At 64.0% G+C, this 18294-nt stretch carries 24 protein-coding genes and 1 pseudogene; 13 read left to right on the top strand and 12 right to left on the bottom strand.

The genetic code is table 11. The features are described from left to right. Window positions 1-223: 223 nt before the first annotated feature. A complete protein-coding gene (locus IVB28_RS24690; RefSeq protein WP_247529653.1) occupies window positions 224-514 on the top strand; it encodes a hypothetical protein in 291 nt (96 codons plus the stop codon). Window positions 515-520: 6 nt separating this feature from the next. On the opposite strand, the gene IVB28_RS24685 is transcribed toward IVB28_RS24690, so the two are convergent. Next, window positions 521-1033: a DUF4142 domain-containing protein gene (locus IVB28_RS24685; protein ID WP_247529651.1), complete on the bottom strand. Its 513-nt coding sequence runs from the start codon at window positions 1031-1033 to the stop codon at window positions 521-523. A gap of 93 nt (window positions 1034-1126) precedes the next feature. On the opposite strand from IVB28_RS24685, the gene IVB28_RS24680 reads away from it, so the two are divergent. The 3 genes from IVB28_RS24680 to IVB28_RS24675 all read left to right on the top strand — a co-directional run bounded on the left by IVB28_RS24680 (window position 1127) and on the right by IVB28_RS24675 (window position 1861). Then, the gene (locus IVB28_RS24680) at window positions 1127-1321 is read left to right on the top strand and encodes a hypothetical protein (protein WP_247530162.1); all 195 of its coding nucleotides are present in this window, start codon (window positions 1127-1129) and stop codon (window positions 1319-1321) included. A 116-nt stretch (window positions 1322-1437) separates the two neighbouring features. After that, window positions 1438-1569, top strand: a complete 132-nt coding sequence (locus IVB28_RS29440; protein ID WP_256467012.1) for a hypothetical protein — start codon at window positions 1438-1440, stop codon at window positions 1567-1569. A 70-nt stretch (window positions 1570-1639) separates the two neighbouring features. Further along, complete coding sequence (locus IVB28_RS24675; RefSeq protein WP_247529650.1) at window positions 1640-1861, top strand: hypothetical protein; 222 nt, start codon at window positions 1640-1642, stop codon at window positions 1859-1861. Between the two features lie 171 nt (window positions 1862-2032). Here IVB28_RS24675 and IVB28_RS24670 read toward each other — a convergent pair whose 3' ends face one another. The 7 genes from IVB28_RS24670 to IVB28_RS24640 form a co-directional block, all read right to left on the bottom strand. After that, a complete protein-coding gene (locus IVB28_RS24670) occupies window positions 2033-2281 on the bottom strand; it encodes a hypothetical protein (protein WP_247529649.1) in 249 nt (82 codons plus the stop codon). Between the two features lie 330 nt (window positions 2282-2611). After that, window positions 2612-3094, bottom strand: a complete 483-nt coding sequence (locus IVB28_RS24665) for a DUF3147 family protein (protein WP_247529648.1) — start codon at window positions 3092-3094, stop codon at window positions 2612-2614. Then, window positions 3094-3441, bottom strand: coding sequence for a DUF3147 family protein (locus tag IVB28_RS24660; RefSeq protein WP_247529647.1), 348 nt, complete (start codon window positions 3439-3441; stop codon window positions 3094-3096). The genes IVB28_RS24665 and IVB28_RS24660 overlap by 1 nt, the downstream gene beginning before the upstream one ends. After that, complete coding sequence (locus tag IVB28_RS24655; protein ID WP_247529646.1) at window positions 3438-4022, bottom strand: phosphatase PAP2 family protein; 585 nt, start codon at window positions 4020-4022, stop codon at window positions 3438-3440. The genes IVB28_RS24660 and IVB28_RS24655 overlap by 4 nt, the downstream gene beginning before the upstream one ends. Window positions 4023-4257: 235 nt before the next feature. Further along, the gene (locus IVB28_RS24650) at window positions 4258-4809 is read right to left on the bottom strand and encodes a DUF4142 domain-containing protein (RefSeq protein WP_247529645.1); all 552 of its coding nucleotides are present in this window, start codon (window positions 4807-4809) and stop codon (window positions 4258-4260) included. An 85-nt stretch (window positions 4810-4894) separates the two neighbouring features. Then, on the bottom strand, window positions 4895-5122 hold the full coding sequence (locus IVB28_RS24645; RefSeq protein WP_247529644.1) for a hypothetical protein: 228 nt from the start codon (window positions 5120-5122) through the stop codon (window positions 4895-4897). 8 nt (window positions 5123-5130) lie between these two features. Beyond that, on the bottom strand, window positions 5131-6918 hold the full coding sequence (locus IVB28_RS24640) for a thiamine pyrophosphate-requiring protein (protein WP_247530161.1): 1788 nt from the start codon (window positions 6916-6918) through the stop codon (window positions 5131-5133). A gap of 156 nt (window positions 6919-7074) precedes the next feature. Here IVB28_RS24640 and IVB28_RS24635 point away from each other — a divergent pair, with 156 nt between their 5' ends. The 7 genes from IVB28_RS24635 (at window position 7075) to IVB28_RS24605 (ending at window position 13293) form a co-directional block, all read left to right on the top strand. After that, a complete protein-coding gene (locus tag IVB28_RS24635; protein WP_247529642.1) occupies window positions 7075-7449 on the top strand; it encodes a PRC-barrel domain-containing protein in 375 nt (124 codons plus the stop codon). 22 nt (window positions 7450-7471) lie between these two features. Continuing rightward, a complete protein-coding gene (locus tag IVB28_RS24630) occupies window positions 7472-7630 on the top strand; it encodes a hypothetical protein (RefSeq protein ID WP_247529640.1) in 159 nt (52 codons plus the stop codon). Window positions 7631-7827: 197 nt separating this feature from the next. After that, window positions 7828-8979: an HlyD family secretion protein gene (locus tag IVB28_RS24625; protein ID WP_247529638.1), complete on the top strand. Its 1152-nt coding sequence runs from the start codon at window positions 7828-7830 to the stop codon at window positions 8977-8979. Continuing rightward, complete coding sequence (locus IVB28_RS24620) at window positions 8976-10592, top strand: DHA2 family efflux MFS transporter permease subunit (RefSeq protein WP_247529636.1); 1617 nt, start codon at window positions 8976-8978, stop codon at window positions 10590-10592. Before IVB28_RS24625 ends, IVB28_RS24620 begins: the two co-directional genes overlap by 4 nt. Window positions 10593-10684: 92 nt before the next feature. Further along, window positions 10685-11686, top strand: a complete 1002-nt coding sequence (locus tag IVB28_RS24615; protein ID WP_247529634.1) for a nitronate monooxygenase family protein — start codon at window positions 10685-10687, stop codon at window positions 11684-11686. A gap of 108 nt (window positions 11687-11794) precedes the next feature. Next, a complete protein-coding gene (locus IVB28_RS24610) occupies window positions 11795-12214 on the top strand; it encodes a hypothetical protein (protein ID WP_247529632.1) in 420 nt (139 codons plus the stop codon). A gap of 260 nt (window positions 12215-12474) precedes the next feature. Continuing rightward, on the top strand, window positions 12475-13293 hold the full coding sequence (locus tag IVB28_RS24605) for an aldo/keto reductase (protein WP_247530160.1): 819 nt from the start codon (window positions 12475-12477) through the stop codon (window positions 13291-13293). Between the two features lie 65 nt (window positions 13294-13358). On the opposite strand, the gene IVB28_RS24600 is transcribed toward IVB28_RS24605, so the two are convergent. Together IVB28_RS24600 and IVB28_RS24595 are read right to left on the bottom strand one after the other, a co-directional pair. Next, window positions 13359-13592: a hypothetical protein gene (locus IVB28_RS24600; protein WP_247529630.1), complete on the bottom strand. Its 234-nt coding sequence runs from the start codon at window positions 13590-13592 to the stop codon at window positions 13359-13361. A 121-nt stretch (window positions 13593-13713) separates the two neighbouring features. Further along, window positions 13714-14166, bottom strand: a complete 453-nt coding sequence (locus IVB28_RS24595; protein ID WP_247530159.1) for a hypothetical protein — start codon at window positions 14164-14166, stop codon at window positions 13714-13716. A 157-nt stretch (window positions 14167-14323) separates the two neighbouring features. Here IVB28_RS24595 and IVB28_RS24590 point away from each other — a divergent pair. Next, window positions 14324-14473 (top strand): annotated as a pseudogene (locus tag IVB28_RS24590) (transcriptional regulator); the annotation flags it as partial. Window positions 14474-14495: 22 nt separating this feature from the next. On the opposite strand, the gene IVB28_RS24585 reads toward IVB28_RS24590, so the two are convergent. Continuing rightward, window positions 14496-15728: a PLP-dependent aminotransferase family protein gene (locus IVB28_RS24585; protein ID WP_247529628.1), complete on the bottom strand. Its 1233-nt coding sequence runs from the start codon at window positions 15726-15728 to the stop codon at window positions 14496-14498. A gap of 120 nt (window positions 15729-15848) precedes the next feature. Next, a complete protein-coding gene (locus IVB28_RS24580) occupies window positions 15849-16376 on the bottom strand; it encodes a DUF3124 domain-containing protein (RefSeq protein WP_247529626.1) in 528 nt (175 codons plus the stop codon). A gap of 67 nt (window positions 16377-16443) precedes the next feature. On the opposite strand from IVB28_RS24580, the gene IVB28_RS24575 reads away from it, so the two are divergent. Continuing rightward, entirely contained in the window at window positions 16444-18174 is a 1731-nt protein-coding gene (locus IVB28_RS24575; RefSeq protein WP_247529625.1) for a cation:proton antiporter, read from the top strand. Window positions 18175-18294 lie beyond the last annotated feature (120 nt).

Genomic DNA, 18294 nt, shown 5'->3' with positions numbered 1-18294 from the left:
CGAAATAGAGCGTCAGCCCAATTCGAAATCAAGCACCAAGGTGCGGCGCGAGAAATGGAACCTGCCTTGCTCAGCCCAACGACGACAACGGACATCTGTGGAACTGGTTCCCTGTGATTTGGCAAAAATGTAGGTCGGCGGGCCGGGCCTGTTCGTCCGCGACCGGCTCCTTCGGAACGGACCGCCAAGTCTCGCGGTTAGCCCGCAAAGAGGGAGAACGGACATGAAAGCAGGATTTGCCGCGATCGTCGTCGTGCTGTTTGCCGGATCGGCCTTGGCCCAGGGCGGCGCCCCCAGCGGCCGCGGGGCGGTGACCGGCGACCCCGCCGCGAGCTCCGCCAGCCCGAAGGCGGATACCCCGACCACGGGGGCGGCGGCCCGGTCGAACCCGAGCGGAAGCGGCACTTCATCATCGGGCGGCAAGGATGACAATGGCGATGCCGGCCGGGACAAGATGCTGGAGAACGAGCCCACCGTGCGACCGCAGAACCAGCAACATCCAAACCAGAAATAGAGGCGGCTATTTGTCCGCCATGGTGCGCTCGGCGTCCTTGACCTGCGCACGCAGCATCGGGAGCTGCTCGCGCGCGAACGCTGCGAGCGCCGCGTTGTCGGGCGCCTTCAGATAGCGTTCGAGCAGGTCGATGGCCGAGTCGTATTCAGGAATCTGCGAGGCATAGAAGCTTCGGACGTAAGTCGGTCCGTCCGAAGTTTCAGGCTCGACCAGGCTGGCGCTGACGGACGACGTCTTGTCGACGCGCGGCTCCGCGCCGATCGCCTGTTGTATCTGCTTCAGCGCCTTGTCGCGTTTGGCTGCCTCCTCGGCGCGCAAGGCAGCGAGGTTCTTGACCTCCGCGTTGCCTTTCAGATCAGTGTTCTCCAGAAGGCCCTGCTGGAAGCGGCTGAAGTTGTAAAGACCGCTGATGACGTCGATTGCGCTCGGCGAACGGTCGGCAGGCTTGCGGTCGCCGGTGCTGTCGGCAAGCGCCGCAGTGCTGATAAATGCCAGGATGATCGCGACGAGAGCTCGCATCGATCTCAATTGCGGAACGCGTGCAAAGTTCCCACAACATTACGATCCGACAAGCGGGTTGCGATGCCAGAGTTCCGTCCCCACGTCTTCTCCATGAAACAGTCTGACATCTTCAGAGATAACGCCGATAACTGTCTCCAACTCGCCGAGCGCGCTGAGGGACAGCCCGCTCACAAGCGCTATTCCCGCATGGCGGATGCCTGGACGGCGCTTGCTCACGAGCAGGATTGGCTCGATGGCGAGATCGCGCCGGTTGCGGCCCGATTTCCACAGAGGCAGGACGCCTGAGGCTCGCCTTTTCGTGAATCAGCGTGTGAGACCGCTCACGGAACGCCAGCGAACAATCGTGGATGATCAGGGAACAGTCGATCGCGTTGGTTTCGATTCCGGGAGGAGATTTTGCGATGGCTCCACGTCTGGCTCTTCTTTCGCTCATTCTCGCCTTTGGCGTCTCGGTCGCGTTTGCGACCGTGACGACGGTTCGTCAGGTGCACCTTGAGAACGCATCGGCTGCCGTCCACGCGACGCACAGCTAGAGCGGCGCCGGAACATTCGGCGCCGCAGTGCGTAAGCGCTTCGAGACATCACAAGAGGCGAAGGCACAGCATGGCCCATTCCGACCACGGCATCGTTAGAGACCAGCGGGCGGAGGAGCAGCCCCGCGACAAGCAGCGCGCGCAGTCCGTCCAGAAGACGGATCCGCAAAAGGCTGATCAGAAAGGCTCGCCGTCGCGAGAGGCGACGCGCGATCCGAGATTGAACGACAACAGCAAGACGCCGGGCTCCGGCATGACGCCGGATGATTCCGGCGACGCGCCGAGCGGCTAGAGCGGACGGCAGATTGCGCGCGAGGAACGAATCGTCGTGCGCGGAGTCGACAGGTTGCTTCCGGTCGTCATGCCCCCGGTGCGCCGGAAGCAATCTCCAAGGACGGCCCCGGCACCCACCGTGCCGGGGCCGTTCGGTTGTGGAAGGCCTCTATGGCCCGGTCCTTATGGCTCAGTCCTCGGTGCCGCTCTCGGGATCGCCCTGAGTATGTCCCTCAGTTCCGCGGCCGAATACACCGAAGCTGCTCGATTTCACACCGGCGGCTGCGTCGATCCCTGCGGCAGCCAGTCCGAACTTGAGAAGCTCTCGGACCGTCGCCGCCCGCGTCGGCATGCGATGCTTGAACCGGAAATCGTCGATGGCTGCCAGCTCTTCTGGCGAGAGCATGACCTGAAGGCGCTCGGCGCGAAGGTCGTTCATGGTCGATCACCGATTGAGTAAATTGAGTAGATTACTCAACCAAGCAGCCTGGCGAGAGTTCCATAAGGACGATAAGGCTCCAGATGATCAAGAGGAATACCTAGTTAAATCAACGGTTGCCGGACGCCCCGAAGCCGATGCGGCCAAGCCACCAGAAGGTCATCGAGCAAGTCGCGCGTTGGGCCAACAGCCCGGGCCTGCAGCACCGAGGACGGAAGATGCGAAGACGATATGAGCCAGATGCGGGCCTGCCGAACGGGCGCCAGCGCGAGCCTGTTTACGCGCGCCAGATCAGCTGCAGACGCCGCCGAGATGCATGGCATTGTGATGCTACGGGATCCCGCGGCCCCTCGCTGACTGTCCGATGCGCTCGGCCTGCACCGCGCGCGAGGTGATGCGAAACTTTCGCCTCAGCCACCACGCCAACACCGACACGGCCGCCCATACCAGGACGGCGGCGACGAACGCGCCAATCGTGGTAGTCGAAACCACGACGTAAAAAATTGAGGCGAATGCCGCAAGACCGATGCTTCCCAGGCCCGCACCCGCAGCATCGAGCGCTGCGGCCTGCTGCCCGCGCCTGCGTCCGCTGAGGCCGGCTTTTTCCTTGGCGCGGCGCTCATGACTTTCGATCAGCGTTGCGCTGGCGCAGAAGATGGCGGGGAGCGCGAGGAAAAGCCCGCCGATGGAGACGCCGAAACGTTTACTCACGATTCCCGCGAGGACCGTTGCCAGTCCGCCAAGCAGGAAACGAACACCGTACTCGTACCACCGCGTCTGCTTTAGCGCCGATGAAGACAGCTTGACCAGCATCAGGCCGCACCCCCGAAGCCCGCGAGCAGAGCGAAGGCCACCACGAGCCATACGGCAAAAGCGGCGATGGTGGCTGGCAGCGCGGCGAGATGAAACCTCATCAGGAGATGGCAGACGACGAGGCTGTAGCAGGCGAGCGCGATGGCGCCATAGATCATCGTCCAGCTTTCGGCGGCGACATATTGCGGGCCGTGCTGGACGACGGCGATGCTGAGAGTGGCCAGCGCGACCGACGGAGCGGCGCCGAGCAGCCCGGCAAAGCTCTTCGGCTTGAGCATGTCTCCCAGGATCGCGAAGGCGGAGACGATGACCCCACCCGCGATGAACCGCAGGAGATATTCCGTCATGACGGCGCCCGCGAGGCAGGAGGCCGCTGCCGTAGCTTTCCGAGAGTGAGCGGCCTGAACAGCCGCTCGACGACGAGGCCGAGGGTAAAGCCCGCCACGACGTCGCTGGCCCAGTGTGCGAGCACGACGACGCGCGTCAACGACAGAGCTACGGCAAGAGAGCGCACCAGCCGGCGTGGGACGGGCTTCAGCAGCCCGGCCGCTGAAGCCAGCGCCCCCATATGCAGAGCATGGCCGGACGGAAACGCATCGCGGGACCGCCCCGAGATGGGAACGCCGTTGGCGTGACCGAGCACTGTCAGTCGGTCGGGCCTCGTCTGGTCGAACAGCGACTTCAGCAGGTGCGGCAGCACCGCAGTCGCCAAGGAGACCGCCAACACGTGATTCGCAACGGGACGCGCCTGGGGTCGCCGTAGCTGGGCGTACAGCCATCCAGCCGCAGCGAGCGCGAGCAGCACGTGCTCGTCCGCAGCCCACGTCAAAGTCTGGGCGACTTGCTCAATGCTTGAATTGGTGTCATGCGCAATTTCGTTGGCGAGCGCCTGGTCGATCCGGGTGGATTTTACTTTTACGAGTGCCATCGGTCTGGCGCGATATCCTTGATGACTGTTTTGTAAATTCTGTATGACAATGGAGGTTCCGGAGGCGGTCGTGTCGCTCCCATCGGCGGCAAGCTGCAGATCGATCGAAGCGAGTTCGACAGGCCGCTCGAGGCGCTAAGCGCAGGCGTCGCGAGCGCGATGGCGGCGTACGAACAGATGACATCGTCGGGGAAGACGAGGAGGACGTCGAGCGGCGGCCTCCTCGCCCGAGGCGTTACTTTGTCTGGCCGACGCTCGGCGCCTTGCCGAGCTCCTTGGCCATGTCGAGATGGTGCTTGAGGGCGGGCAGCGTCTTGCCGGCCCAGTCCTTCAGCGCAGAATTGTCGCCGCCCTTGGCGTAGCGTTCGAACAGCGACACCGCATCTTCATGGGCGCTGACCTGGTAGGAGTTGTAGTCCGAGCTGAAATCCTTGCCCGAGGCGTTCTTGAGCTTGTCGAGCTTGCTCTGGTGCGCGCTGTCGAGCGCCGTCGGCAGGGTCGCTTGCACCTTGCCGTCACTGACGAGACCCTTGAGCTCGGTGCTGGTCTTGGTGTGGTCGGTCACCATCTGCTGTGCGAAGCTCTTCTCCTGCGCGTTGCCCTTCTGCTGGGCGAGCTTGCTCGACTCGATCTCGAACATATCGCTGATCGCGACCTCCTTGACGAAGTCGGCGGTCGCAGGTGCGACGCCGAGCGCCGAATTCACTCCGGTCTTCTCGCCCAGCGACTGGGCGAGCGCGGGGCCTGCGAGCAGCACGCAGGCAACGGCGATGATGGTTCGTTTCATGGTCAAATCCCTCCGATACGTCGTGCGGCCATTGCCGGCGACTTCGCGCCGACCAACACGCCGCCCGGTCCGAGGTTCCAAACAGTCAGTCTGTCGGCCTCCTGCCGCTGCGAGGATTGATCGGATCGGTCGGCTTCCGCCGCAGCCGCTCCGGAAGGAATGGCTCTGCCGGCACGGGGGTCGCGTCAGCGCGTACGTCCGCATGGTGTTGGGCCTGCTCATGAGGCGTGCGGTTGTCGTTGACCTGCCGTTTGACGTCGAGCCCTCCAACGGGATCGTTGACGCCATGCTGGATATCCCGGAAGTCGCTCATGGTTCACCTCATTCCTTTCCAGGCAGGATCGTTTCGAGCACCTGCCGCGCTGCTCCCTTGATCATCCCGCTTTCATTGGGATCGCCCTTCATCAGGGCCAGCGAGAAGTTCTTTGCCTGTTGAAGCGTGATATGCGGCGGCAGCGGCGGCACTTCGGGATCGGTCTTCACCTCGAGCACGACCGGCATCTCGCTGGCCAGCGCCTGCTCCCAGGCCGAGCCGAGCAGCTCCGGCCTATCGACGAAGATGCCGCGCAGGCCGATGAGCTCGGCGAAGCGGGAATAGGAGACGTCGGGAATGCGCTGCGAGGCCTCGAATTTGGGATCGCCGTTGATGATGCGCTGCTCCCACGTCACCTGGTTGAGATCCTCGTTGTTGAAGACGCAGACGACAAAGCGCGGGTCGCGCCACGAGCGCCAGTACTTTGCGGCGGTAATCAGCTCGGCCATGTTGTTCATCTGCATGGCGCCGTCACCGACGAGGGCGATCACGGGGCGATCGGAATGGGCGTATTTGGCGGCGAGGGCATAGGGCACCGCGGCGCCCATCGAGGCGAGGCCGCCCGAGAGCGAGGCCGTCATGCCGCGCCGCATCTTCAGGTCGCGCGCGAACCAGTTGGCACAAGAGCCGGAATCACTGGTGATGATGGCGCGATCGGGCAGGCGCGGGGACAATTCCCAGGCGACGAGCTGCGGATTGACCGGCGCCGCTGGCTGATGCGCCCGGCCATCGAGCGTCTTCCACCATTTCGCGACGCCCTCCTCGATGCTCTGGCGCCAGGCGCCGTCGCTCTTTGATTTCAGTCGCGGCAGCAATGCGCGCAAAGTCTCGGCGGCGTCGCCCACGAGGCCGACCTCTATGGGAAAGCGGATCGACATCATGCTGGCGTCGATGTCGATCTGCACGCCGCGGGCGCTGCCTTCCTTGGGGAGGAACTCAGCGTAGGGGAAGGCCGATCCGACCATCAGCAACGTGTCGCATTGCATCATCATGTTGGAGCTGGGCTCGGTGCCGAGCAGGCCGATCGAGCCGGTGACCCATGGCAGATCGTCGGGCAGCGCGGCCTTTCCCAGCAGCGCCTTGGCGCAGCCGGCCGACAGCCGATCCGCGACGGCGATCACCTCGTCGGTGGCGCCAAGTGCGCCGGCGCCGACGAGCATCGCAACCTTGTTGCCGGCATTGAGGACCTCGGCAGCGCGATCGAGATCGGCCTCACGCGGCGTGATGCTGGGTGCGCTGTAGCCGATGCCGGAATGCAGCGTGCCGTGTGCGCGCGGCGGATCCTCGTAAGGCTCTTCCTGCAAATCATTGGGCAGGATGATCACGGTCGGGGTCCGCCGCGAAAGCGCGATCCGCACCGCACGATCGATCAGGTGTCGCACTTGCGCAGGCGAGGAGGCCTGCATCACGTAGGCGCTGGCGACGTCCTTGAACATCGAGACAAGGTCGAGTTCCTGCTGATAGTGCCCGCCGAGGGCGCTACGCGCCTGCTGGCCGACGATCGCCAGCACCGGCTGGTGATCGAGCAGCGCATCGTAGAGCCCGGTGATGAGATGCGAGGCGCCCGGGCCCGAGGTCGCAATGCAGACGCCGAGCTCCCCGGAGAACTTTGCGTAAGCGGTCGCCATGAATGCCGCCATCTCTTCGTGCCGCGCCTGCACGAAGCCGATCTTGCCGTCGGCCCGGTTCATCGCGCCGAACACGCCGTTGATGCCGTCGCCGGGATAGCCGAAGATGTGGCGCACGCCCCATTGATGCAGACGCTGAACGATGAAGTCGGAGACGGTCTGGGACACCATGCGGCCTCGATTCCGAGAGCTGTTTTGACGCTCAGAGAACCGCTTGCTCGCAGCGATGTTCCTGCCCGGGGGCTCGACTGCGGCGTGCGGAACAGCGGCGGAACGATCGCTCGCCTGTCCGGTTGATTCAGGCACTGTGAGTGGAGCACTGAGATGTTGAATCAAGCAGAGCTGGACCGCGCCGAGATTGGCCGTTTGATTGGCAGCGACAAGGTCGAAGGAACATCCGTCTATGGTGCCGACCGCAGCAGGATCGGCTCGATCGAACGTGTGATGATCGACAAGATCAGCGGCAAGGTGTCCTACGCCGTGCTGGGGTTCGGCGGCTTCCTCGGGCTCGGGAACGATCACTATCCGTTACCGTGGCAATCGCTGAAATACGATACGGAGCTGGGCGGTTATGTCACCGCGATCACAGCCAAGGATCTGCAAAGCGCGCCGAAATACGGCGAGCGAAGCGACTGGAACTGGGGGGATGAAGCCGCGGTTCGCGGCATCAACTCCTATTACGGCGTTCCCTTCGCATAGACGTAGCATGGAAGGGAGTTCAATGAGCAAGGAACGGCTGACCGACGATCCCCGGGATCAGAATGACTGGGGATCGCACAGACAGACGGACAAGCCCTGGACGGGCAATCCGGAGAAGGAACAGGGATCGGACAAGGTGAAGCCCGATCTGGAGAAATGGCACCGGACCAAGACGCACTGACAAGAGTGCTTCCTGTGGAGAACGAGAAGAAGCGCGGCGTTCATGACGCCGCGCTTCTTTCTTGAGCATGGCATTCACGAATGGTCACGGGGCTCTCACAGGGCGGAACCATGCTTCGGCGATGCGGTTAGGCCCGCGGCAGGCGAGGTGGTGAAAAGCCGTTCGCCACCGGTTGAATCCCGAGAAAGGTGTTGGCCGTGGATGCTCAGACACGGGAGCGTGGGTTGTCCGCGGAGCAGCCGCACAGGACGAAGGAAGCTCCAAGATCACCTCCTGATCAGACCCGCGACACCAGGGACCAGCAGGCCAAGCCGCCTTCGCTCCGCCAGCGGCTTCGCGAGCATTGGCTGCTCGCAACCATCGGCGCCGTCGTGCTGATCGCAGCGCTCATTGGCGCTACGCTCTACTGGCTCGACGCACGTCATTATGAGTCCACTGACGATGCGTTCGTCGCCGCGCGCAGCTTTTCGGTGGCCTCGAAGGTCGGCGGCTATGTGACCGATATCCCGGTGACGGACAATCAGCATGTCAATGCGGGCGAGCTTCTCGCCAAGATCGACGAACGCGACTACCGGATTGCGATCGACCAGGCCATCGCGCAGGTAGGGGTGGCCAGGGCGAACATCACCAATGTCGAGGCGCAGATCGATTCCCAGCCGGAGCAGATCAAGCAGGCCGAGGCGCAGCTCGAGCAGGCCCAGGCCCAGCTTCAATTCGCGCAGCAGGAATTCGCGCGCGCCGAGGAACTGGTCGAGAAGGGCGCCGGCACCGTGCAGCGCCAGCAGCAGACCCGCTCTGATCTTCAGGCGCAGCAGGCCAATACCGAGCGCGCGAGGACGGCCGTGACGTCGGCGCAACTCGGCATCAAGACGCTGCAGGCCCAGCTCGAAGGCGCCAAGGCGCAGCTCGGGCAGTCACAGGCGCAGCTCGATCAGGCCAGGCTGAACCTGCAATACACCAGCGTGGTCGCGGCGCAGTCTGGCCGCGTCGTCAAAATCAGCGGAGCCAAGGGCACGTTCGCCACGGCGGGACAGAGCCTGATGATGTTCGTCCCCGACGAGGTCTGGATCGTCGCCAACTACAAGGAGACACAGCTGGCCGACATGCGTCCGGGCCAGCAGGTCGAGATCCGCATCGATGCCTATCCCGGAAGCAAGCTCACCGGCCATGTCGATTCCGTGCAGCCGGGCTCGGGCACCGCGTTCAGCCTGCTGCCGGCGGAGAATGCCACCGGCAACTACGTCAAGGTGGTGCAGCGCGTGCCGGTGAAGATCGTGGTCGACAACTGGCCGCCCGATCTGCCGGTCGGTCCCGGCATGTCCGTCGTGCCCTGGACCAGGGTGCGATGACGGACGCTACGCAAGGCGGTGCGTCCGCCGGCTGGTCGCCGGAGCGCTCGGCGGCCGGCGGGCACAATCCGTATCTCATTGCTTTCGTGGTCTCGATCGCGACCTTCATGGAGGTGCTCGACACCACCATTGCCAATGTCGCGCTGCGCCACATCGCGGGCAGCCTGGCGGTGGGGATCGACGAGAGCACCTACGTCATCACCAGCTATCTCGTCGCCAACGCCATCGTGCTGTCGATCTCCGGCTGGCTGTCGACGGTGATCGGCCGCAAGCGCTTCTACATGATATGCGTCGCGACCTTCACGCTGGCCTCGCTGCTCTGCGGCTTCGCCTGGAATCTGGAATCGCTGGTGCTATTCCGCATTCTTCAGGGGCTGGGCGGCGGCGGCATGGCGACCAGCGAGCAGGCGATCCTCGCCGACTCCTTCCCGCCACATAAACGAGGCCAGGCTTTTGCCATCTACGGAGTCGCCGTCGTGGTTGCCCCGGTGATCGGCCCGACGCTCGGTGGCTGGATCACCGACACCTACACCTGGCACTGGGTGTTCTTGATCAACGTTCCCATGGGAGTGCTGTCGTTGTTCCTGGTCGGTACGCTGGTCAGGGAACCCTCGAGTGCGGAGGAAGAGCGGGAAAGGCTGCTCAGCAAAGGTCTGCGCGTCGACTACATCGGTTTCGCCCTCGTGGCGATCGGGCTCGGCTCGCTCGAGTTCGTGCTCGACGAAGGCCAGCGCAAGGACTGGTTCGGGTCGAGCATGATCATCTTTTTCGCGGTGCTTTCCGCGGTCTCGCTGCTCGCGCTGATCCCGTGGGAGTTGTCGCGCGAGGATCCCATCGTCGACCTGCGTCTACTCGGCCGGCGTCAGTTCGCCGCCTGCTTCCTGGTCATGCTCGCCACCGGCGCGGTGCTGATCTCGACGACGCAGCTCTTGCCGCAACTGCTCCAGACCGAGCTGAACTACACCGCGATGCTGGCGGGCCTTGCACTGTCGCCCGGCGGCATCGCAACCTTGGTGCTCATGCCGGTGGTCGGCCGCCTCGTCAGCACGGTGCAGCCAAAATATCTCATCATGTTCGGCGCTGCCATCGTCGCGTTCTCGATGTGGCATCTCACCGGGCTCACCGGCGACATCACCTATGGATACGCAGCGCTGTCGCGCATCTTCCTCGCGCTGGGTCTGCCCTTCCTGTTCCTGCCGGTGACGACCGCCTCATATGACGGCGTTCCGCCTGACAAGACCAACCAGGCCTCCGCTCTGATCAATGTCGCCCGCAACATCGGCGGCTCCATGGGCGTCGCGCTGGCGCAGACGGTTCTGGCGCAGCGCCAGCAATTCCACCAGAGCCGCCTGATCGAGCACGCCGCGCCCCCCGATCTCGGCTACCAGCAGACCATCGATGCGATGACGCGCTACTTCCAGGCGCAAGGCTCCAGTGCGAACGATGCGGCATCGCAGGCGCTCGCCTGGGTCGGCCGTACCTTGCAGCAGCAAGTCGATCTGCTCGCTTATATCGACGTGTTCTGGACGCTGGCAATCGTCGCGATGCTGATGATCCCGACCGCGGCCGCGCTGCGCCCGATTGATCTGAGAGCGCCGGCGCGGGGGCATTGACGGGCCTTTCCTCAATCTCAGAGAATTCGTGACCCCGGCACGAGACTGCGGCTAGACTGAAGCCACCTGAGCAAATTCCGGGAGGTACCCAAGTGAAGACCGCGATCACCGAGCTGTTCGGCATCGAGCACCCCATCATCCAGGGCGGCATGCATTTCGTCGGCTTTGCCGAGCTGGCCGCCGCCGTGTCCAATGCCGGTGGGCTCGGCATCATCACCGGCCTCACCCAGAAGACGCCGGAGCTGCTCGCGAAGGAAATTGCGCGCTGCCGCGACATGACCGACAAGCCGTTCGGCGTCAACCTGACCTTCCTGCCGACCTTCGCGGCGCCGCCTTATCCCGAATACATCGCGGCCATCATCGAAGGCGGCATCAAAGCGGTGGAGACCGCAGGCCGCAGCCCGGAGGCCTACATGCCGGCGCTGAAGGCCGCCGGCATCAAGGTCATCCACAAATGCACCTCGGTCCGCCACTCGCTGAAGGCCGAGCGTATCGGCTGCGACGCCGTCAGCGTCGACGGCTTCGAGTGCGGCGGTCATCCCGGCGAGGACGACATTCCCAACATGATCCTGCTGCCCCGCGCGGCGGAGGAGTTGAAGATCCCGTTCGTCGCCTCCGGCGGCATGGCCGACGGGCGCAGCCTCGTGGCGGCGCTGTCGCTGGGCGCAGCCGGCATGAACATGGGCACGCGCTTCATTGCCACCAAGGAAGCGCCTGTGCATCAAAACGTGAAGAACGCGCTGGTCGCGGCCACCGAGCTCGATACCCGCCTGATCATGCGCAGCTTGCGCAACACCGAACGCGTGCTCAGAAACTCCAATGTCGACCGCCTGATCGAGATCGAGCGCGAGAAGGGCGACAAGCTCAAGATCGACGACATTCACGACCAGGTCGCGGGCGTCTATCCCAGGATCATGCTGGAAGGCCAGATGGATGCCGGCGCCTGGAGCTGCGGCATGGTCGCAGGGTTGATCCATGACATCCCCTCCTGCAAGGAACTCATCGATAGGATCATGGGCGAGGCGGAACAGATCATCCGCGGCCGCCTGATCGGGTTCCTGGACGGGACGGGGGCCACGCGAAAGGTCGCCTGACACCGCCAAACTTCTTAACCACGGCGGCACTTGACCGCTGGAATTGCGCGCGACGCCTCCTAAATAGGGGTAAATTACTCCTTTCAAAATCGATTTCAGGAGGCGTCCGTGGTCCTGAAGAGCGTTCATTTTGCAGTTGCCGTTGCCTTCGTGCTCGCTGGCGGCGGCGTCGCACGCGCTGACGACTACAAGCCCGACGAATATCTCAGTCTTGATCTCACCAAGGCGGTGCTGTCGCCGAAGCGGCTCGGGCCTGAGACGCAGTTTGCACCGGTGGCTTTGGAGGCACGTGGCGGCAACGAGGCGCAGGCCCGCGCCGAGCCGGTCGAGGTGCCGAAGAAGGTTGCCGCCGAACGCGTCCGTGTCGCCGAGCCCAAGGTCGCCCACGCCAGGCCGGCCCAGCCGCGCGGCGCAGCGCGAACGAAACTCGCGCATCGTCACGGCAACCTGCTGGATGCGCAGGCGATGGATACCCGCATCCAGACCTGGCCGTGCCGCTCCGGCGGCATCTGCAACTGGAAGCATTAGAGGAGGCTGGAGCCGTCCTCCGCACGTCGGTTGTCCCGTTGCGGAAGCACTCTCTCCCGTGCCCTTCCCGCGAGCGGGAGAGGGAGTTCGCTTCGCGCGAGGCGTGGGTCAAAACTCAACTAGCCCGATCTTGATTGGCCGTGCCGCCGCGGCCGCGCTATGATGCTTCTTCCCGCCTCTTCTTTTTTATCCTCGACGAGTTTGTACGCAGCGCCAACGCCGCGCGAACTGGTGGGATGAACGACGTCAGGAGCGTGTTCATGGACAATCTGAAGACACAGGGCATTAGCATGCCCAAGCTCGGCCTCGGCACCTTTCGCATGCAGGGCGATGCGTGTCGCGCTGCGGTCGAGAGCGCGCTATCGATCGGCTATCGTCACATCGACACCGCCGAGATGTATGCCAATGAGGAGTCAATTGGATCAGCCATCGCCGCCTCCGGTCTGGCGCGCGGCGAGTTGCACGTCACGACGAAGGTCTGGCACGAGAACCTCACCCCCAACGCGATCCGACGCGCCTTCGACGCCAGCCTGAAGAAGCTCCGGCTCGACCATGTCGATCTCTATCTCGTGCACTGGCCTTCGAAGGCTGCAGATTGGGGTGCGGTGTTCGAGACCTTGATGAAGCTGAGGGAGGAGGGGCGCACGCGGGCCATCGGCGTCGCCAATTTCACCACGGCGCTGCTGAAGCTGACGGTCGAGGACATCAGGGTGCCGATCGCCTGCAACCAGATCGAATATCACGCGATGCTCGATCAATCGAAGGTGCTGGCTTATCTCGCCGCAAAGTCGATCCCGCTGGTCGCCTATTGCCCGCTCGCGCAGGGGCGCTTCGCCTCCGATCCGGTGCTGGCCGAGATCGGTGCCAAGCACGACGCGACCGCCGCGCAGGTGGCTTTGAAATGGCTGCTGGACCAGGACGGCGTCGCCGCCATCCCGAAGGCTTCGCGCCGCGAGAGCCAGCAGGCCAATCTCGATGCGCTGAAGATCACGCTCCACGATGCCGACCGCAACAAGATCGCCGCGTTGCCAAAGGACAAGCGCTGCGTCAATCCCGGCTTCGCGCCGGCGTGGGACTAGCTCCGAAGCTTTCGATGCGCAAAAGAAATGGCCCCGTGAGGGGCCATTCCATTTTGCGCTGCGCATTAGTCCCAGTGATGATGGCGATGGCTGCGCTTGATCACGACGACCCTGTCGCCACGATGGTGCCCGCGGCGATGCCAGCCGTGGTCACGATGCATGCCGTATTCGGCGCGGGCGCCGTACGAGCCGTGATGATGATGGCCGCGCTTGATCACGACCGTCTCCGCGCTTGCAAGCGTCGGCGCCGCGATCACGAGTGCACCCAGGGCCGCAACCACATAACCAAGCTTCTTCATGATGTCCTCCTCCAATCAATGCACATCTAAACCGCGCATTCACGCGAACGTTCCGGAGGAACAGCAGGAGAATTCTGAACGCCTGTTCAGACAGAGCGTGATCATGCCCACAGCGTATCGTCTAATCGCAGCGTTGCTGCACCGGTGTCGGCGCGCCTGTCGCGACGTATTTGCCGTCCCTGATTGTGTACTCACCGCGCTCGCTGCGATTGTAGATCGCGCGCAGGCTGCCGTCCTTCGCCAGCAGCAAGCCGAATTCACGGGCCTGGTGCAGCGAGGGGAAGTACACCATCACATTGAGCAGGCCTTCGGCGTTGACTGTGGCCGACACCACCTCGTTCTCGTCGCTGACCTCGCCGAAGTTGCGCCGGTACATCACCCTTCCGTCCTTCCGGACCTCGTAAGTCAGCAGCGCGCCCTTGTCGCGGTCGGGCCGGACCGCGCAGTCGACCGCCCAGGAGCCGAGCAGGCCCCATTGCTCGACCTTCGCGGCCAGCGTCGCGGCACCCGCCGCAGGTGTGATCGCCGCCCACAGCATTACAGCCGCGATCGAGCGGCTCAAACAAAGCGTCATGTCCTGGAAGAACCCCGCCTCGAAGAATTCCAAAGTGTAGCATCCCGCCCGCCTCCGTCCATGGCAGCCGCCGATCGCTCGCGAATTTGATCCCGTCAATGAGGCCGGTCTTTTCGGGGTAGGATGCCGCTTCCCGACGGCGAACCTGGATAGACCAATGCTGAATCAAGTCATGGGTCTTGCGGGCGAAGTGCTGCCGTGGAGCTGTTCGGTGCCGCCGTATTCCGAGACAGCGTTTCTGAGCGAGCTGGGTGATCGCTTGCGGTCCTCGCGCATGCGCTGCGATCTGTCGCGCCGCGAGCTCGCCGCCGTTCGGGATAAAGCGGACCTCAGGCCCGCTTCTCCACATTGGCGCTGCGGGCCGGCACGCCGAATTCCTTGCGGCAAACTTCAGCCAGCACGGCGACTCCCTCGCGGATCTGCTGATGCGTGGGGCTGGCGAAGCACAACCTCAGCCGCGAGCTGGAATGGCCCTTGTTGGTCGACCATTCCGGCCCCGGATTGATCGAGACGCCGGCGGCGAGCGCGGCCTGATACAGTTTCAGCGTATCGACCTGATCGGGCAGCTTCACCCAGAGGAAGATGCCGCCCTTGGGCTCCTCGAATTCCGCCGCGGTCCCGAACTGCTCGTTCAGCGCTTCCATCAGCGTGTCGAGCTTGGTGCGCAGCGCCTTGGTCAGGGCCGGCACGTGGCTTGCGAAATGCGGCTTGCAATAGGCGGCGAGCACCATCTGCTCGAGCGCGCCGGAGCCCGCATCCGTCTTCAGCGCCAGCATCCGCGACATCACATCCCAGGGCGCCACAATGAAGCCGACGCGTAGCGCCGGTGCGATCGATTTGGAGAACGAGCCGATATGGATCACGCCGCCGTTCGGGCTCATCGCGTAGAGCGCCGGCGGCCGCTGCCCCGACCAGACGAGATCGGCATAGCAATCGTCCTCGAAAATGGGCACGCCATACTCGGCCGCGAGCCGCACCAGTTCGGCGCGGCGGCTCTCCGGCATGATGCTGCCGGTCGGGTTCTGCACCGTCGGAATGGTGTAGATGTATTTGGGGCGGATGCCGCGGCTCTTCAGCTCCGCCAGCGTCGCGGCCAGCATGTCCATGCGCATGCCGTCCTTGTCGAGCGGGACGCCGACCACGTTGACGCCGAGCCGCGCCAGACGGGTCAGTGAGCCCTGATAGCTGTCCTGCTCGAAAATCACGGTGTCGCCGCGCGCCAGCAGAGTGCTGTTGACGAGGTCGAGCGCCTGGAGCGAGCCGGAGACGATCAGCAGATCGTCGACGGTGCAGTTGATGCCGGCATCGCGCTTGAGTTTTGTCACCAGGAATTCGCGCAAGGGCAGGTAGCCCTGCGGGCCATGCGCCAGTCCGTAGGTCGCAAGCGACCGGCCTTCGCGCTGCAGCGCCAGGGTGGTCGCCTCGATCAGGCCCTCGAGCGGCAGTTGCTCGGAATCGTTGTTGCCGCCCACAAAGCTGTACTTGGCAAGGCCCGTCCAGCGCGCCGAGGGGGCCGGCAGCCCTGCCGGAAACAGGGTTGCGAAGTCGAAGCTGGACGTCATGGGGCGTTCCTCGTTTCTGTTCTTGTTGAGCCAGCCGGCGTTGCGCCCGCTGACCTTATTTCTTGCCGGCCGTCCGGGTCCGATGGCCTTACTCCTTGGTAGCCGTCCGGGTCGGACGGTTTAGTTCTTTGCTGCCGTCCGGGTCGGACGGCCCTGGCTGATGAAAGCGTAATGCGCATTTGCGACGCCGCCAACCATCAGAGCCTCGACCACGGGCTCGGCGATCTCGCCCGTCGCGGCCCAGTCGACCAGGAAATTGGCCCCGGTGCCGCCGCGCAAATCGTCGGTCGGAACGAAGATCGCGATCGTGGCCAGCGGCTTCAGGGCCACCTGACCCTTCAGGTAGGTCTCGACCTGCTTGCCTGCGGTGTCGAAATAGGCGATGCGTTTGATCACCAGCGGCTGGGTCTCGGAGGCGTTGTGCACACTGAGGGTCACCGAGAAGTCTACGCGCAGCCTGCCTTGGCTCATGGCGACGCTGGAATAGGCGGGCACGTAGAACCCGCCGGAAACAGCGAGTTCTTCCTTCGGCATTGCGGTGAGGGAATCGGCAAAGTTCTGTTCGATATTGACCTTGGATTGTGCGGCGGCGGGCATGGCACCGGCGAGGGCGCATAGCAGCATTGCTGCGAACAGCCCTTTTTGCATGTGACGAATTGCTCGCTTGCCGCGCCGCAACCCGTCTCTAGGGTGCGGCAAAACGGACCGATTTGGCATGCACGAACTCATTCGCGACATTACTCTTTGCATTCTGTTTGCCTGGATGCTGGGCCTGCTCGCCCATTTCTCCCGGCAGCCGCTGATCCTTGCCTATCTTATCGCGGGCTTTTGCATAGGTCCATTCGGCGCCGGCTGGGTCCACTCGCAGGAATCCATCGGCGTCATCTCCGAGCTCGGCCTGATCTTCATGCTGTTCATGATCGGGCTCGAGATTGACCTGAAGAAGATCGTGCGGGCGGGAAAGGTGATCCTGTTCGCGGCAGGGGGCCAACTCGTCGGCGGCTGTCTGCTCGGGGTCCTGTTCTTCGCCGGTATCGGCCTGCCGCTCGGCGGCGGGCACTTCGATGCGGTCTATCTCTGCGTCGCGTGCGCGCTGTCGAGCACCGTGATCATCGTCAAGGTGCTCTACGAGAAACGCGAGCTCGACACGCTGCCGGGGCGCATCACGCTCGGCGTGCTGGTGCTCCAGGACATCTTCGCCATCCTGTTCCTGGCGGTGCAGCCGAGCCTTGCTAATCTGCAGGCCAGTGTCATCCTGCTCTCGATCGGCCGCGTCGCGGTGCTGGTCGCTGCCGCGCTGCTGGTCAGCCGCTACGTGCTGCCGCGGCTATTCCATCAGATCGCCCGCCGGCCCGAGCTGATCCTGCTCGGCGCGCTGGCCTGGTGTTTCCTCGTCGCCGAGACCGCCGAGCGGCTGTCGCTGTCGCGCGAGATGGGCGCCCTGATCGCCGGCGTCTCGCTCTCGACCTTTCCCTACGCACTGGACGTCACCGCCAAGGTCACCACGCTCCGCGACTTCTTCATCACCCTGTTCTTCGTCGCGCTCGGCATGACCATTCCCATCCCTGGTCTCTCCGTGATCGGGCTGGCTCTGATGATCGCGGCTTTCACGGTGGTCAGCCGCCTCGTCACCACCTTCGCGCCGCTCTATCTGATGAAGCAGGGCCTGCGCGCCAGCCTGTTGCCGGCGCTGAACCTCGCGCAGATTTCCGAGTTCTCACTGGTGGTGATCCAGACCGGCGTCGCCGATCACCATATCGCGGCGCAGACAGCGAACGCGGCCTCCTTCGCTTTCGTGGTGCTCGCGGTGCTCTCGACCTTCGCGATGAGCCGCAGCGACGAGATCACCCGCTGGGCGATCGGCCCCTTGAAGCGGATCGGCCTGCGCGATCTCGACCATGGCAATGGCCATGCCGAGGAGGGGCAGGAGGACGGCCATGGCGAGGCCCGCCGTATCGTCATCCTCGGCTTTTTCCGTGCGGCGAGCGCGCTGCTGGCCGAGATCGAGCGGCAGACGCCGGTGCTGCTCGAGCAGATCACCGTGGTCGATTTCAACCCCAATGTGTACCAGACCCTGCTTTCGCGCGGCTTGCACGTGATCTATGGCGACATCAGCAACGTCGATACGCTGCTCCATGCCGGCATCGGCAAGTCCGAGATGATCATCCTCAGCGTGCCGGACTCGCTGCTGAAGGGCGCTACAAACGAAAAGCTGGTCCGTCACGTCCGCGCGCTTAATCCGAGCGCCTTGATCGTGGCTACGGCCGACCTCTTGGCCGACGTCGGTGCGCTCTATGAGGCCGGCGCCAGCTACGTCACGGTAACCCGGCTCAGCGATGCCCACGAGCTGTTCACGGTGATCGAAGCAGCCCAGGCCGGCCTTCTGGCCGACAAGCGCGCCGAGCTCGATCAGCGGCTCGGCGAACGGCGCGAAGTGCTGCCTTGACGGCGGCCGGCCGCCTTCCTCTCCGGCTGTCTGCGCCTATATCCCGGCGTCTTCGGTGCACACTGGCCCTCCGGTGGTCCGCGGCCCGGAATATGTGGTTGCGTCCAGGACACTAGCGCC

This window comes from Bradyrhizobium sp. 199 (assembly GCF_023073355.1).
Classification (GTDB): domain Bacteria; phylum Pseudomonadota; class Alphaproteobacteria; order Rhizobiales; family Xanthobacteraceae; genus Bradyrhizobium.
Note: the sequence above shows the minus strand (reverse complement) of the source record. Positions and strands in the feature narration are given on the sequence as shown.

Coding starts and splice junctions, on each gene's coding strand:
- IVB28_RS24605 (WP_247530160.1), top strand. CDS start 12,475: ATGGACAATCTGAAGACACAGGGCATTAGCATGCCCAAGCTCGGCCTC.
- IVB28_RS24660 (WP_247529647.1), bottom strand. CDS start 3,441: ATGACGGAATATCTCCTGCGGTTCATCGCGGGTGGGGTCATCGTCTCC.
- IVB28_RS24620 (WP_247529636.1), top strand. CDS start 8,976: ATGACGGACGCTACGCAAGGCGGTGCGTCCGCCGGCTGGTCGCCGGAG.
- IVB28_RS24685 (WP_247529651.1), bottom strand. CDS start 1,033: ATGCGAGCTCTCGTCGCGATCATCCTGGCATTTATCAGCACTGCGGCG.
- IVB28_RS24575 (WP_247529625.1), top strand. CDS start 16,444: ATGCACGAACTCATTCGCGACATTACTCTTTGCATTCTGTTTGCCTGG.
- IVB28_RS24585 (WP_247529628.1), bottom strand. CDS start 15,728: ATGACGTCCAGCTTCGACTTCGCAACCCTGTTTCCGGCAGGGCTGCCG.
- IVB28_RS24630 (WP_247529640.1), top strand. CDS start 7,472: ATGAGCAAGGAACGGCTGACCGACGATCCCCGGGATCAGAATGACTGG.
- IVB28_RS24650 (WP_247529645.1), bottom strand. CDS start 4,809: ATGAAACGAACCATCATCGCCGTTGCCTGCGTGCTGCTCGCAGGCCCC.
- IVB28_RS24635 (WP_247529642.1), top strand. CDS start 7,075: ATGTTGAATCAAGCAGAGCTGGACCGCGCCGAGATTGGCCGTTTGATT.
- IVB28_RS24680 (WP_247530162.1), top strand. CDS start 1,127: ATGAAACAGTCTGACATCTTCAGAGATAACGCCGATAACTGTCTCCAA.
- IVB28_RS24670 (WP_247529649.1), bottom strand. CDS start 2,281: ATGAACGACCTTCGCGCCGAGCGCCTTCAGGTCATGCTCTCGCCAGAA.
- IVB28_RS24690 (WP_247529653.1), top strand. CDS start 224: ATGAAAGCAGGATTTGCCGCGATCGTCGTCGTGCTGTTTGCCGGATCG.
- IVB28_RS29440 (WP_256467012.1), top strand. CDS start 1,438: ATGGCTCCACGTCTGGCTCTTCTTTCGCTCATTCTCGCCTTTGGCGTC.
- IVB28_RS24600 (WP_247529630.1), bottom strand. CDS start 13,592: ATGAAGAAGCTTGGTTATGTGGTTGCGGCCCTGGGTGCACTCGTGATC.
- IVB28_RS24595 (WP_247530159.1), bottom strand. CDS start 14,166: ATGACGCTTTGTTTGAGCCGCTCGATCGCGGCTGTAATGCTGTGGGCG.
- IVB28_RS24665 (WP_247529648.1), bottom strand. CDS start 3,094: ATGCTGGTCAAGCTGTCTTCATCGGCGCTAAAGCAGACGCGGTGGTAC.
- IVB28_RS24655 (WP_247529646.1), bottom strand. CDS start 4,022: ATGGCACTCGTAAAAGTAAAATCCACCCGGATCGACCAGGCGCTCGCC.
- IVB28_RS24645 (WP_247529644.1), bottom strand. CDS start 5,122: ATGAGCGACTTCCGGGATATCCAGCATGGCGTCAACGATCCCGTTGGA.
- IVB28_RS24580 (WP_247529626.1), bottom strand. CDS start 16,376: ATGCAAAAAGGGCTGTTCGCAGCAATGCTGCTATGCGCCCTCGCCGGT.
- IVB28_RS24675 (WP_247529650.1), top strand. CDS start 1,640: ATGGCCCATTCCGACCACGGCATCGTTAGAGACCAGCGGGCGGAGGAG.